This is a genomic window from Streptodolium elevatio (assembly GCF_040649515.1).
Lineage (GTDB): Bacteria > Actinomycetota > Actinomycetes > Streptomycetales > Streptomycetaceae > Yinghuangia > Yinghuangia elevatio.
Window position 1 is genome coordinate 61,725 of the sequence record NZ_JBEZFP010000020.1, and the last position, 13,460, is coordinate 75,184.

The window sequence follows — 13,460 nt, forward strand, 5'->3', positions numbered from 1 at the left end:
CCGGGGAGGAGGGCCCAGAGGCGGAGGGACCCGCCGTGAACCCGCTACGAGCGCGCCGCGAGGTCCGGGATCCCCGCGAGTTCGGTGCGCGACAGGATGCCCAGCTTCGGATAGGCCTTGTAGAGGTGGTGCCCGACCGTACGCGGGCTGAGGAACAACTGCGCGGCGATGTCGCGGTTCGACATGCCCTGTGCGGCCAGGCGCGTGATCTGCAGTTCCTGCGGTGTCAGCACGGCGGCCGCTCCGTTGGGCGACGCCTGGGCGGCGGCGCTGGCGCGGGCCGCTCCGCCCGCCCCGGTGGCGTCGAGTTCGGTACGTGCCCGGTCCGCCCAGGGGCGGGCGCCGAGGCGTTCGAAATCCTCCAAGGCGGCGCGCAGGTGCTCGCGCGCATCGGTCTTGCGGCGTACGCGTCGCAGCCACTCTCCGAACAGCAGTGCCGTGCGGGCGCGTTCCATCGCGCGGCGCTCGGGGTCGTGCAGCGCGAGGGCGGCCGTCCACAGTTCCTCGGCGTCGGAGTCGTCGGCGAGGAGGGCTCGGCAGCGCAGCACGAGCGCGTCCGCCCATGGGCGCCGAACGCGTCCGGCCCAGTCCTCGAAGCGTGCGAACTGCTCGGCGGCCCGGCCCGGTTCGCCAATCCGGATGGCGGCCTCGACGAGGTCCGGCGTGCTGCGGGTCGAGCAGATGTGGTGGCGCAGGGGTTCCCGGCTCAGCTGCTCAAGGCGCGTGACGGCGGTGGCGGCCCGGCCGAGTCCGAGGTCCAGGATGCCAAGTGCCCAGTAGGACCAAGGGGTTCCCGGAGCCATGGCCCCACCTGCGCCGGTGGCCAGCGACTCGTCCGCGGCACGGCGGCAGGCGTCTTCGTCGCCTTCGAAGGCGCGTACGACCGCCAGGACGCTGTGGAACTGGCTGACCCACTGCTGCTGTCCGGTGTCCCGGGCGAAGCCGAGTGCCTCGCTGGCGGTGGCCAGCGCGTCGGCGTGCCGGCTGTCGAAGATCTCGGCCTCGACCTGGAAGAACAGCAGCGTGGGCAGGCGTCCGATGCCGCCCTGGCGACGGCTTTCGGCGACGAGTTCGGCGGCGAGGTCGTACGCGTCGGTGTCCTGGCCCTGGGTGAGCGCGACGCCGCAGAGCATCTGGAGGACGCGGGCGTCCACGGTGCCGGCGGCTCGTGCGGTACGTGCGGCGGTGACGGCGTCGGCGAGCGCGGGAGCGGGAGCGGGGGCGGGGTTGATGGATTGCTTCTTGTCGGGGTGGTCGTCGTCCGGGTCGAGGTAGAGGCAGTCGATGAGGTAGCGCGCCACCGGGGTGATCGGGTCGTCCTCGGGCAGCGTGAGCGCGTTCAAACGGGCCATCGTGGACTGGAGTTCGTCCTCGTTGATGTACCAGGCGGTGTGCAGGGCCTGGACCAGCAGCCGGGCGGCGGCGCCGGGCTCGACGGCCGCGACGTCCTCGGCTGCACCGACCAGCGTCTTGTGCGCGCTGGGGAATGCGCCGTGCCAGAAGTCCGCGAGGCCGTGTACGAGGGCCAGCGTCGCGCGTACCTTCGGGTCCTTGGCCTGGGCCGCGCTGCGGGCCGCGAAGTCCCGTGCCCGGTCCAGGTCCCCGGCCTCGGACGCCCACTGGGCGGCGAGTGCGAGCCGGTGCGTACGCCGGTCCTGATCCACCGTCAGGCGGGCGGCGAACTCGTACGCGCGTGCCGCAGCCGCGTACCCGCCGCGCTCTCGCGCCCGGTCGGCGGTCGCGTCCAGGGCGTCGGCGACCGCCTCGTCAGGCCCGGTCGACGCGGCGGCGAGTTGCCAGGCGCGGCGGTCCGCCTGGTCCGGTGCGTCCAACGCGTCGGCGAGTGCCCGGTGCGCCGCCATCCGTCGGTCAAGCGGCGCGCGTTGGTGCACGGCGGCGCGGATCAGCGGGTGGCGGAACCGCGGTGTGCCGTCGACGACGCTGAACAGCCCCGCGGCGTCCGCCGGTTCGAGGTCACCGGGGGAGGCCCCCAGGGGTTCGGCGGCGCGCAGCACCACGCCCACGTCGCCGGAGTCGTCGAGCGCGGCGAGCAGCAGAAGCGTCTGCGTTGCGGCCGGCAGCCTGCTCACCTGGCCGTGGAACGCCAGCTGCAGGCGGCTCGTGAGCGGAAGCGCGCCGGGCCGGAACACCGCTGACGGGTTGTCACCGGCGAGCGCGACGGGCAGCTCGCGCAGAGCGAGAGGATTGCCGCCCGCTTCGGCGAGGACGCGGTAGCGCGCGGTCGGCGACAGGTCGGCCGCGTGTGCGTCGAGCAGTGCCCCGGCGTCGGCGGGCGGCAGGCCGGTGAGCCGCAGCTCGGGCAGTCCGGGCGCGGGGAACGCGCCTTCGCCGTCGCGGGCGCCGAACACCATCACGACGCCCTCGGCGTGCAGACGGCGTGCGGCGAAGACCAGGGCGTCGGACGACACGCGGTCCAGCCACTGGGCGTCGTCGACGAGGCAGAGGAGCGGCCCGTCGCCGGCGTACTCGGACAGGAGGGTCAGGACGGCGAGGCCGACGAACATCGGCTCGGGGGCCTCGCCCGAGGCCAGTCCGAGCGCGGCGTCGAGCGCGCGGCGCTGCGGTTCGGGGAGCGCGGGGAGGTGGGCGAGGGCGGGGCGGAGGAGGAGGGAGAGCCCGGCGTACGGGAGTTCGGCCTCGAACTCGACCCCGCTGCCGCGTACGACCGGGAAGCCCGCCGCCTCCGCCGCCTCGACGGCGTACGCGAGGAGCGTCGTCTTGCCGATGCCGGGCTCGCCGCGTACGACCAGCACGCCGCTGGTGCCCTCGCGGGCGTCGGCGAGCAGCGCCTCGACGGCGGAGCGTTCCGTGGTCCTCCCGTGCATCATGCCCGGCACGTTACCTGCCGGGCGCAGGGCATACCTATTGGCTTGTCCGTCCTCCGCGGCAAGTACCTATACGCGACCGATTCCCGGCGCGGTCGTCGTCCGTAGCTTCTTGACCTGCGGAAAGCAGGGCCCTGGGACGGGGCCCACCCGAACCGAAGGACGGACGCCATGACCACCACCAACAACGCCATCGACTACGTCGCCGTCGTCGAGCGCTACCTGGCCGCCTGGAACGAGACGGACGCGGTCAAGCGCCGCGAGCTGCTGGCGGCCGCGTTCACGGAGGACGCCGCGTACACCGACCCGCTGGCCGACGTCGCGAGCCGCGACGCGCTCGACATGGTGATCGGTGCCGTGCAGGGCCAGTTCGCGGGGCTGGTGTTCACGCTGGGCGGACCGGTGGACGGGCACCACGACGTGGTGCGGTTCACCTGGAACCTCGGCCCCGAGGGCGGCGAGGCGCTCGTCGTCGGGTTCGACGTCGCGCAGATCGCGGCGGACGGGCGCGTACGCAAGGTCAGCGGGTTCCTCGACAAGGTGCCCGCGGGACTGTGAGCTCCCCGCGGACCGTGCGCACCGCGGGGTTGAGCTCCCGGGGCTGCGGGCGGTTCGTGGGGCGGGGCCCTGCCGGATGAACGGGCCGGCGGGGCCTGGGCACGGGGCGGCCCGCGGCGACCGACGACGCGGTTCGTTGCGGAACCGCCCCGTGTTCGCAGCCGCGCGGATTGGTCGGTGCGGCGTGGCGTAGGTGGGCGGTTTCCAGCCCGACTTGAAATGACTTGAAACGTCTTGAAATGTCTTGATCCGACTTGATCCGACCCGACTGGGCTCGGCCTGGCTCGATCCGACCGGGCTCGACTCGTACGCCCGGATTGACGGCCCGAAAACCTCATGTTCCGAAAGGACTTCCACAGTGTCGACCACCACGACGCCCCGCGGCGCCGCCGGCGCACCCGCCGCCGCGCCGTCCGCAGCCGAACGCGGCCCCTCGTGGGGAACGCTTCTGGTCCTGCTCGCCGGTGTCTTCATCACCACGCTCGACTTCTTCATCGTCAACGTCGCGATACCCGCGACGCAGGCCGACCTCGGCGCGAGTGCGGCGGCCATCCAATGGGTCGTCGCGGGGTACGGCCTCGCTCTCGCCGCGCTGCTCATCACGGGCGGCCGCCTGGGGGACATGGTCGGGCGGCGCCGGATGTACATGACCGGCATGGCGCTGTTCACCCTCGCCTCGGCGGCGTGCGGCCTGGCCGGGAACCCCGAAGTGCTGATCGCGGCGCGGGTCGCGCAGGGCGCGGCGGCGGCGCTGCTGATGCCGCAGGTGCTCGGCATCGTCAACATCGTCTACACCGGGCAGCACCGGGCGCGGGCGTTCATGGCGTACGGCCTGACCCTCGGCTTCGCGGGTGTCTTCGGCCAGCTCATCGGCGGCGGCCTCATCGAGATCGACCTCTTCGGGCTCGGCTGGCGCAGCATCTACTGGATCAACGTTCCGGTCGGCATCGCGGCGCTGCTGGTCACGCCGCGGTTGGTGCCCGAGTCGCGCAGTGCGCGCGGCACCCGGCTCGACTTCGTCGGCGTACTGATCGTGACGTCGGCGATGGTCGCGATCGTGCTGCCGCTGGTGCAGGGCCGCGAGCAGGGCTGGCCGCTGTGGACGTGGCTGTCGCTGGCGGCGGCACCGCTGCTGGTCGCGGGGTTCGTCCGGTACCAGCGGCGGCGCGCGGAGCGGGGCGGAACGCCGCTGATCGACATGGTGATGTTCCGCGAGCGGTCGTTCTCCGCGGGGCTGGGCGTGATGCTGGCGTACCAGTTGGCGATGGCGTCGTTCTTCCTGGTGCTCGCGCTGTACCTGCAGATGGGCCACGGCATGAGCGCGCTCGACTCCGGCTTGCTGTTCGTGGCGCTGGGTGCGGGCTACTTCCTCGGTGCCACGCAGGCCGAGAAGCTGGCGAAGCGGCTCGGGCGGCAGGTGCTCACTCTCGGTGCGCTGCTGACAGCCTTCGGCTACGGAGTGCTGGCGGAGACCGTCGGTTCGACTGGCGTGACGGGGTCGGTCGGCTGGCTCATCCCGGGCCTGATCGTCGCCGGGTACGGCATGGGGGTCGCGCTCGCGCCGATGTCGGCCATCGTGCTGGCCGGGGTGTCCGAGCGGTACGCGGCATCGGCCGCGGGGGTGCTGAACACCGCCCAGCAGGTCGGCAACGCGCTGGGGGTGGCGCTCGTGGGGATCGTGTTCTACGGGGAGCTGGGCGCGGGGCTCGACGCGAACGACTACGCGCACGCGTTCACGTGGGCGCTGATCCCGCTGGTCGCCTTCTGCGCGGCGACGGCGCTGCTGGTGCAGCTGCTGCCGCGGCGGGCGTCGGGTGGTCAGGCAGGGGAGCAGGAGGTCATGATCCCGGCGGGTTAGGCGAGCGGGCCGACGGTTCGGGCGGCCGGTTCGGGTGGCCGGTTCGGGTGGGCGGTTCGGGTGGGCGGGGACAACGCGCGTAGAGCATGACGAGACGGGTGCAGGGCCAGGAATGTGGAGTGCCGGAGGGGTTCGCAGCCCTCCGGCACTTTGCGTTGGGTCGATCAGCCTTCGACCCAGTCCGCGGCCGGTCCGCAATCAGTCACCGCGCGGCTACTTAAAAAGACCTATTCAGTGCCAAATGGGCTCGGGTTAGGCTGGATTTGATCGACTGCTCCAGGGAGGCCGGCATGGCGCACACCGAAGTCCGTCCGCTCACCCCGGTCTCCGGGTTCCCGTTCCCTGTGCACGCGAGTCCGGGCTGCGAGGTTCGGGCCGAGGAACTCGCCGCCCGTACCGAGCGCGTCATCGCCTGGATGACCGACGCGCTGCACGTCGCACCGGAGTTGCGGCTCAACGTCGCTGATGCCGAGGACTGGTCCGGCGTCACGGACATGCAGCTGTACGGCATGCCGCGCACGATTGCGGGCGCGACCACGGTCGCGGTGGGCGAGGCCCCCTTCTACGCCGAGCAGCTCGCATCGTACGAACCGCACCTCAGCCCCGCCACGCGCGCCAACCTGCGCGAGGAGTACGGCGAGCCGGCCTCGCTGGTCCCGTACTACGAGGCCGTCCACGTACACGAGTTGACCCACCTGTACCACCAGCAGGACTGGGCGTCGTACCCCGACCTGTGGCTGGTCGAACTGCACGCCAACATGGGCATGGTCGGCTACATAGCCGAGATGGAGCCGGACATGCTCCCGGCCATGCACGCGATGACCACGGTCGTCTACGACTTGCCAGTCGAAGCCCTTCGGTTCCGGGCGCTGCCGGACATGGAACGCGCCCTGGAAGACGGGTTGTTCAACTACTCGTGGTACTTCTTCCATCTCACGCTCGCCGCCGAGGAGCTGTGGGAGACCGGCGGCACACCGTTGTTCCGGCGCCTGTACGAGTACGTGCGGGCTCGGCAGCACGCCGTCGCACCCGGGCCGGTGACGCGCGACGAGATGTGGGCGGTGCACCCGGCACTCGCACAGATCATGGACGAGTGGCCGGGTGGTTTGGGCGCGGCCGCCTCCGGTGGTGACGTCGGTGTCGGTGTCGGTGTCGGTGTCGGTGTCGGAGTTGGTGCCGGTGCCGGTGCCGGTGCCGAGGGAGGCGAGCGCGACGGTGTCGCGGATGCCGTCGAGGTTCCCGCGCCGCTCGAACCCACGGACTGACTGACCGGGCCCAGAGGCGGCGGTCGTACCAGCCGCGGTCGGGGTCGCCGTGTCGGGCCGGCGGATGCCGCTCGGGGGTCTGCTGCGGATCCCGCTACGGGCCCTGCTGCGGATCCTGCTGCGGATCCGGCTCTGGATCCGGCTTTGCACCTCGCTCCTCGTGCTGCTCTGAAGCCTCGTCCTGGACCTGGAACGCTTCCAGCGCGAACACGCGTTCTTTTGCCGTGTCGTCCATGAGCTCGACCAGCGGGATCACCGCGTCCCACAGATCCTGTTCCTGCACGGCCACCGCCATGCGGTCGAGGTCGGTGTCGTCCAACGCTCCGGCGGACTCGGCGACCAACTGCCTCGACTTCTCCGGCAGGACGTCGACCAGCGGAAGGAACTGCGACCACAGCCCGGTCGCGACGACGGCGCGGACGACGTCGGCGAGGATCTCCCAGGCCTGCAGCGAGGGCAGGACGGCGACCGCGCGGCGGTCGGCGTCGTCGAGCAGGGCGACGAGGGGGAGGAGTGCCTCCCACAGGTGGTCGCGGTGGACCGCGCGTACCAGGGCGTCGAGTTGCTCGGTGTCCTGGCGCGCGGCCAAGCCGGCCATCTCGGCACGGCGCTGCTCCCCAACGAGGTTGGCCACCGTGAGCGCCTCTGCCCACAGCGCGCCGTCGGAGGCGGCCCGCACGACGTCGGCGAGCTTGTCCGGCGCCATCAAGCCCACGATGTGGTCGAGGCGTTCGGGCATGTCGACGAAGAAGCCGACGTGGAGGACCACGTCGTCGGCCACCTGGTCGAGGATGCGGCGCAGCGCGGAGTCGGACAGGTGGCCGACGAACCGGCCCATGGTGATGTAGTCGCCCTTCTTCGCCAGGACGACGCCGATGCGGACGACCGTGTCCTCGTGGAGCCGTTCCACGAGATCGCGTACCCGGCGCGGGTCGAGGTGCGCGCACGAGTCGGCGACGAAGCCGATCGGGAGCTTCTCGATGATGTCGGCCGCGCGCGCCGGTTCGAGGCGCCCCGCGACGCGCGCCGCGAGCTTCGGGCCGAGCGCCTTCTGCGAGATCGTCGCCGCGATGGAGGTGGGAACCAGCTTGGTGGCCTTGGCGATACGGTCGAGCATCTCCGGCTGGTTGTCGAACAGGCCTGCGGCGACCTGCTCGCGGAAGCGGCGTACCTCGGACGCGGGCAGCGCGGCCAGGAAGGCCAGGCGCTCGGTGTCGGCGTCCAGGAAGCGGGCGATCTTCTCGACCTCGGCGCGGGTGCGGAGTGTGTCCATGCCGGTCACCTACCTGAAGAGAATGCGGCGGACGGGTCCGCGCGCGATCGCCGGGACCATCTTCAACGATTCCTCGGCGGCACGGTCGAGGCCTGCCGCCTGTTCCTCGCGGGCATGCCGCAGGGCGTCCGCCAGGAATTCCAGGTCTCGATCGTCGAGTTCGCAGAAGCGTTCCGGGGGTGGTGCGCCGAGTTCCGCCGTGAGTTTGTCCGCGGCTGTTGCAGCCATGATTCCTCCGGGCTTTGGTGGAGGGGGACTTGCGAGCGGTGGACGCGCGACTATGAACCTTGCAAGGACCTATTCCCGGTGTCAACAGTCACGGGGGAATCCGCGGGATTCGATGGGATTCACCGGGATTCGATGGGCGGGAGAAGCGTCAGGGGTCGCGACTCGGGATCGTGCCTCGGCGCCGCAACTCGGGGGCGCAACTCGGGACGGTGGTTTCGGCGGGTGGCTCAGCCGTCGGCGGGCGGGGCTGGGTGGTCGGACGCGAATCGCTCGATGGTGCGCAGAGTGTCGAGGAGTGCGGCCGCGAGCATCCTGAGGGCGAAGTCGCGTTCCATGTCGCGATGTTGGATCCAGTCGAGGGTGAAGCCTTCGACGTACGACAGCCAGCCGGTGAGTGCGGCGCGGGCGGGCGGCGCCAGTTCCGTGCGGCCGTACACGCCCTCGGCGATCGTGGACAGCAGGCGTTCGCGTACCCGGTCACGGATGGCCTGGACCTCGGTGTCGAAGCCGACGCCTCCGCTGACGATGGTGCGGTACGCCGCCTCGTGGCCCCAGGCGAAACGCAGGTATCCGTCCAGGGTGTGCAACAGGCGTTCGCGTGGAGGGAGTTGCCGCGCTCCCTCGGCGTTGCCGACCAGCTTGGAGACGGAGTCCTCGACCACAGCCAGGTAGTAGCCGCGCTTGCTGGCGAAGTAGTAGTAGATCAACCCTTTGGCGATGCCGGCGTGGTACGCGATGTCGTCGATCGACAGGGCGTCGTAGGAGGTTCGGGCGAAGAGGCGGCGTCCGACGGCGATCAGCTCGGCGCGGCGCTCCTGCGAGCGAGGGGAGTCGCCGGCCCGGCCGGATGCCTTCGGCGACCTGCCCGGCGGCTGTTGACTTTTGTTCAAAACGGGCCCTAGTCTGCGGATACGAGACGACGCCTGCATTGTGCCAGAGGAGTCGCCCCGCGTACGGCGCGAGTTGCGGCTGCCCGGTGATTCCGGCCGACGTCGGACGGGCTGTCGGGCAAGGCCAGGAACGGCAATTCGGTGCGGCCGCGTGCGTCATTCCGCGGTCGAATGCAACGGCGGTCCAATCCTGCCCGGAATTCTCGATATCGGTGAGTTGCGGGCGCCTGCATTCTTCGGTCCGTGGGGTCGAATCCGTGGGGTCGAATCCGTGGGGTTCGAGCAACACTCCGTGGATGAAGGCCACTTCGTGGCGCCCGGTCGTCGACGAGATGCAACTGCGGCACCGCAGCACTCAGTACCCGAGCAACCAAGCACCCCTGCGCGACCCGGGATACGGCCAGATCTACGGGAACAACGGGAGGTACCAGACGTGATCGGTGACAGCGGCTCGGTGTTCGACCGAGTCACCGCGAAGTTGAGGATCGACGAGGACGCGGTCGAAGGCGGCACCAGCTGGCGGCGTTCCGTGGCGGTCGGCGTGCCGGCGATCGTCGCGATCGGGGCCATGACCGCGGCGATGGCCCAGGGAGCGCTCGCCGCATCGTTCGCGGTGTCGGGCACGAGTTTCCAGGTGAGTTCGGGGAAGCTGACGAGTGACGGGCTCGCGTCGTACGTGGGAACCGACAACGACATCAGCGGCACCGGGCATCCGGTGTCCCTGCTCGCCATCGGCGACGCGACCCTCAGCGACATCTGCCAGGCGGCGCGCGTCAAGACGCCGCTCGGCGACGTCGTCTTCAAGCTGACGGCGGGCGGACAGGCGGGCGAAGTCACCGCGAAGAACTTGGTGATCGACGCCGAAGACCTCGTCGGAGACGCCGAGTTCGGTGTCGTCGAGATCGGGCGCGACGCCTCGACGCTCGACAAGGTGCAAGGCGCCAAGGGTGATCCGGGAGCGTTCGGCCTCCAGGCCGGCCAGGTCACCGTGTCCGGTGTGCAGTCGCACGCCTGGGCGGCCACCGGCGGCGACTTCAAGCTCAAGGGCTTGCGGGTCACGGTGACGCTGGGCGGCAAGGGCTGCTTCTGACGTACGTGCGTTCTTCTTGAGTGTCCGTGTCGGGCCTACGTGTTCGGACGCACGTGTTCGCACGTGCGCGTTCGGCGGGCGGCCGACGCGGATCCGGCGTACCCCCATCGAGAAGGAGCGGCTCGCCGTGCAACCGGGACCGTGGCTCGACCGACACCTGCCCTTTCCGAAGGAGCGCCGGGCGCTGCGCCGTTGGCGTCGTACTCGACCGTTCTGGGGCGGTGTCTACCTCATCGCGGGCGGCTTGGAGATCATGCTGATCCCGATGTCGCCGTTGTCGATCCTCATCACGTTGGGCGTGGGCGGACTTGCGGCGCTGGCCATCGGGTCCGTGCTCGTCTTCGCCGGCCTGTGCTTGTGGTTCCTTCCCGCGCAGAGGCACTTCGTGTCGCTGGTGGCATTGGTGGCCTCCGTCGTGTCGTTCGCGGCGACCAACCTGGGCGGCTTCCTCGTGGGCATGGCCCTTGGGGTACTGGGGAGTTCGATGGGGTTCGGGTGGCGTCCCACGAAGCCTCACGGTGGTTCGGCGGGGCTGGGCGGGGACGCGTCGGGTCCGGATGATGCTGCGTCAGGTGATGGGCGTGGCACGGGTGATCGCGCTGCGGGGGCGGGTGCGGCGGGTGCGGCGGGTGACGGTGGCGTCGCGAATGGCGGTGATGGCGCGGCCGGTGTGGGCGGTGCCGGGGTGGGCGGCGCGTCGGACGGATCGCTGCCGGGCGAGCGTACGTCCAAGCGGGGTGGCGGGCCGGGGGAGGGGCGCGCCGGTGCCGCGGGAGTGGCATTAGCCGTACCGCTGCTGCTGGTTGCCGCGAGCCTGGGGCCGGGGGCGGGGAAGGCGGTCGCGTCCGACACGGGGTGCGGGCGGGGTGGGGAGTGCGTACGGCCGACCTTGGCCGCGGTGTCGGAGGCCGTGACCGTCGGGGCGAACCCCCCTACGGTGACGTCGAGTTTCTTCGCGCCGATCGGGTTCGCCTTCGCCGGTGTGACCGAGGTGCCGACGGTCGGCGGGGCGCGGCGGGTGCTGGTGCTGCGGATGAACGCGGCGAGTTTGCGGGACTACCGGCTGCGGACGCGTGACGGGGGACCGGTGTATGCGATCGACGCGGACCAGCTTGACTTGAACGGCGATGTGACGATCTATGTCACGCGGTTGTACGGGTGTATCGAGGGGCTGCTCTGCCTCACGTTCTCGGCGGAGGGGTTGCCGCTGCCGCCGATAATCCCGCCGTTCGTGTTCATGACGCGGGTGGAGGCGGAGCAGGCGTTGGTGACGGCGGATCGGATCGGCACGGACAATCTGGCGATTCGCGCAGGTTGAGGGTGGTCCCGGTGCCATCCGCGCGCACGCACACGCCCACAGCCAGGCGCACGCTCGCGCCCTTCGCGACCCGCGCGCCCGGCCCCACCCCACCGCACGTTCGCCTGATTGGCTTCGAGTGGATCGAAGGCTGGTACAACATCCGCAGCCTGCTCAGCAGCCTCGGCTACCGCCCATCCGTCGAATACGAAGCCGCACTCGCGGTCTGACCACCACAACGACGGTGTCCGTCAAAGCGAAGCAGGCTCACCCCACCGCACACACACGTAGGCCTGTGACCCCGGTGATTCGGAATTCCGGCCTCACCCCGCGTATGGCTCGAGCCGCGAACACTCTCGGGTACCCGATCCGACCACCAGACAGCCCCGAGCACGGGAGCCACCGATGATCCCGATCCAGGCCGTCCCCTTCTTCTCCTACGCGCTCGGGGCGACGTTCGCGCTCGCCGCCGCGCGGCAGTTGCAGGCGTGGGAACGCCGTCCACTGCCGGACTCCGAAGAGGAGCCGGTCATCGCGGTGCGCGCCCGCGCGATGACCGCCAACCCGTACTTCGTCTCCACCGTGCTCTTCGCCGCGATTCTCGTCGCGCCGCCCGGTCTGTTCCTACTGTGGCAGAACCCGGCGTGGGGCACGATGCACGTCACTCGGGAGCATGGCGAACTCTGGGCGGGGTTCGTACTGTTGTTCTCCGGGGGCGTCCCCGTCGCCGCGATCCTGGGCTTCTGGGCCTCCCGTGCGCTAGTCCTCATCGGCGCCGGCTACTGGGCGTTCCTGCAGGTCGTGGCCGCGTACTTCCTGCTCTTCGGCACGCTGATCCACGGTTGGGACGGCCGCGGCTACCAGCGCGTCCTGAGCACCAATCCCGGAGAGTTCACCGGCTGGTCGTCCGACCAAGTGGCCAACAACGTCTCGCACTTCGCGACGTCCGGGACGTTCCTGGCCCTCCTCTTCCTCGGCGGCCCGGTGATCATGCTGATGCTCATGACCGAGATCAGCTGGCTCTACGAAGGCTGGCGGCTCCCCGGCGCCGACGCCGACCGTAAAGTGCCGCGCATCGTCGCCCTCGCCATCGCGGCCGCCGGCGTCCACGCCATGCCGTTTCTCGGAGCCCTGTACGCGAGCCTGCTCGTCCACGCGACCGGCTGGTGGATCGGTCTCGCCGTCTTCACCGCGACCGTCGGGCCGCTACTCCTTTGGAAACGCTCGCCCGTGCGGTGGCTGTACGGCCGGGTCGGCATCCCCACCCGCCACTGGCGTGACCCCGTCCTGTCGCCAACTCCCGTGATTGCCAGGCTGGTTCGCTAGAAGATACGTGATGACCCCGACCGTACCGGCTGCCAGATTCAGCATCAGCCCCGCCGCGGCCACCACCGCCAGCGCCACCGCAAGCCCGGTCGACGAGCCGCCGCCAGGCAGGCCCGCCGCCGCGAACACCGCGGCACCCCCGACCGGTCCTTGGTGCGAGAGAGGCAATATGACGCGTTCGACCCGCCCCACGACGTCCTCGCGCGCGATGGTGCCCCCGAAGGCGTCGCCCACGTGCGCGCGGGAGTCGTACGACGTCGTCCTGGCGTCGCCCAGCACGAACAGCCGCCCGTTCGGCACCTTCACCTCGAACGCGACCCGCGAGGGGCTCATCCCATCTGCGAGGTAACTCTCGTACACCGAAAGCCCGTTCACGCTCACGCGCCCCGCGACGTCGCAGCAGGCGACGACGTCCCCGCCGACCCCGAGCACGCGCTTCACGAAGTCCTCGCCGCCGACGCCGCGCGACCAGCCGTCGGCCGAGAACACCACGACGTCCCCGCGCGTGACGTCGCCGCCGCCCCCCTCGCGTACCAGGAGCCGGTCGCCCTCCCGCAGCGTCGGCTCCATCGACCCGGACGGGACCGCGTACGTGCGATACATAAAGAACGCCAGCACAAACGGGACGACCACCATTACCGCCCCTAGCCCGTGGGCGACCCCGAGCCACCGCTGGCGCGCGGACCCCCGTACCGTCACGCCGCCCCCACCTCCGCGTCGCGGCCCGTAGTGGAGACGCTACCGACCACACCCGCTGCTGAACAGGGGTCAACAGCCACCCGCGGCACACCGTGCCGACGCGGCCGCGTGAACGTCCCGAGCCTTTCGA

Annotated in this window: 13 protein-coding genes; 8 read left to right on the top strand and 5 right to left on the bottom strand. The window is 70.8% G+C overall.

From position 1 onward, the window contains the following. Positions 1-44 precede the first annotated feature (44 nt). A complete protein-coding gene (locus tag AB0C36_RS10725; RefSeq protein WP_358352259.1) occupies positions 45-2,849 on the bottom strand; it encodes an AAA family ATPase in 2,805 nt (934 codons plus the stop codon). A 168-nt stretch (positions 2,850-3,017) separates the two neighbouring features. Here AB0C36_RS10725 and AB0C36_RS10730 point away from each other — a divergent pair, with 168 nt between their 5' ends. The 3 genes from AB0C36_RS10730 (at position 3,018) to AB0C36_RS10740 (ending at position 6,527) form a co-directional block, all read left to right on the top strand. Beyond that, complete coding sequence (locus tag AB0C36_RS10730; RefSeq protein ID WP_358352261.1) at positions 3,018-3,404, top strand: nuclear transport factor 2 family protein; 387 nt, start codon at positions 3,018-3,020, stop codon at positions 3,402-3,404. Positions 3,405-3,762: 358 nt separating this feature from the next. Further along, positions 3,763-5,262, top strand: coding sequence for an MFS transporter (locus AB0C36_RS10735; protein WP_358352263.1), 1,500 nt, complete (start codon positions 3,763-3,765; stop codon positions 5,260-5,262). 290 nt (positions 5,263-5,552) lie between these two features. After that, the gene (locus tag AB0C36_RS10740; RefSeq protein WP_358352264.1) at positions 5,553-6,527 is read left to right on the top strand and encodes a hypothetical protein; all 975 of its coding nucleotides are present in this window, start codon (positions 5,553-5,555) and stop codon (positions 6,525-6,527) included. A 94-nt stretch (positions 6,528-6,621) separates the two neighbouring features. Here the strand turns inward: AB0C36_RS10740 and AB0C36_RS10745 are convergent, their stop codons facing one another. The 3 genes from AB0C36_RS10745 to AB0C36_RS10755 all read right to left on the bottom strand — a co-directional run bounded on the left by AB0C36_RS10745 (position 6,622) and on the right by AB0C36_RS10755 (position 8,918). Continuing rightward, entirely contained in the window at positions 6,622-7,800 is a 1,179-nt protein-coding gene (locus AB0C36_RS10745) for a hypothetical protein (RefSeq protein ID WP_358352266.1), read from the bottom strand. 9 nt (positions 7,801-7,809) lie between these two features. Continuing rightward, positions 7,810-8,028, bottom strand: a complete 219-nt coding sequence (locus AB0C36_RS10750) for a hypothetical protein (protein ID WP_358352268.1) — start codon at positions 8,026-8,028, stop codon at positions 7,810-7,812. Positions 8,029-8,255: 227 nt separating this feature from the next. Further along, entirely contained in the window at positions 8,256-8,918 is a 663-nt protein-coding gene (locus tag AB0C36_RS10755; protein ID WP_358352270.1) for a TetR/AcrR family transcriptional regulator, read from the bottom strand. 296 nt (positions 8,919-9,214) lie between these two features. On the opposite strand from AB0C36_RS10755, the gene AB0C36_RS10760 reads away from it, so the two are divergent. From AB0C36_RS10760 to AB0C36_RS10780, 5 genes are all read left to right on the top strand, one after another. Next, positions 9,215-9,355 (top strand): hypothetical protein, encoded by a 141-nt coding sequence (locus tag AB0C36_RS10760; protein ID WP_358352272.1) that lies wholly within the window; start codon positions 9,215-9,217, stop codon positions 9,353-9,355. After that, positions 9,352-10,008: a DUF6230 family protein gene (locus AB0C36_RS10765; RefSeq protein ID WP_358352274.1), complete on the top strand. Its 657-nt coding sequence runs from the start codon at positions 9,352-9,354 to the stop codon at positions 10,006-10,008. The genes AB0C36_RS10760 and AB0C36_RS10765 overlap by 4 nt, the downstream gene beginning before the upstream one ends. A gap of 127 nt (positions 10,009-10,135) precedes the next feature. Beyond that, positions 10,136-11,326 (top strand): DUF6114 domain-containing protein, encoded by a 1,191-nt coding sequence (locus tag AB0C36_RS10770; RefSeq protein ID WP_358352276.1) that lies wholly within the window; start codon positions 10,136-10,138, stop codon positions 11,324-11,326. 11 nt (positions 11,327-11,337) lie between these two features. Continuing rightward, positions 11,338-11,535, top strand: coding sequence for a hypothetical protein (locus AB0C36_RS10775; RefSeq protein ID WP_358352277.1), 198 nt, complete (start codon positions 11,338-11,340; stop codon positions 11,533-11,535). Positions 11,536-11,710: 175 nt separating this feature from the next. Next, entirely contained in the window at positions 11,711-12,631 is a 921-nt protein-coding gene (locus tag AB0C36_RS10780; protein WP_358352279.1) for a hypothetical protein, read from the top strand. Here AB0C36_RS10780 and lepB read toward each other — a convergent pair. After that, the gene (lepB, locus tag AB0C36_RS10785; RefSeq protein ID WP_358352281.1) at positions 12,512-13,267 is read right to left on the bottom strand and encodes a signal peptidase I; all 756 of its coding nucleotides are present in this window, start codon (positions 13,265-13,267) and stop codon (positions 12,512-12,514) included. The genes AB0C36_RS10780 and lepB overlap by 120 nt on opposite strands. Positions 13,268-13,460 lie beyond the last annotated feature (193 nt).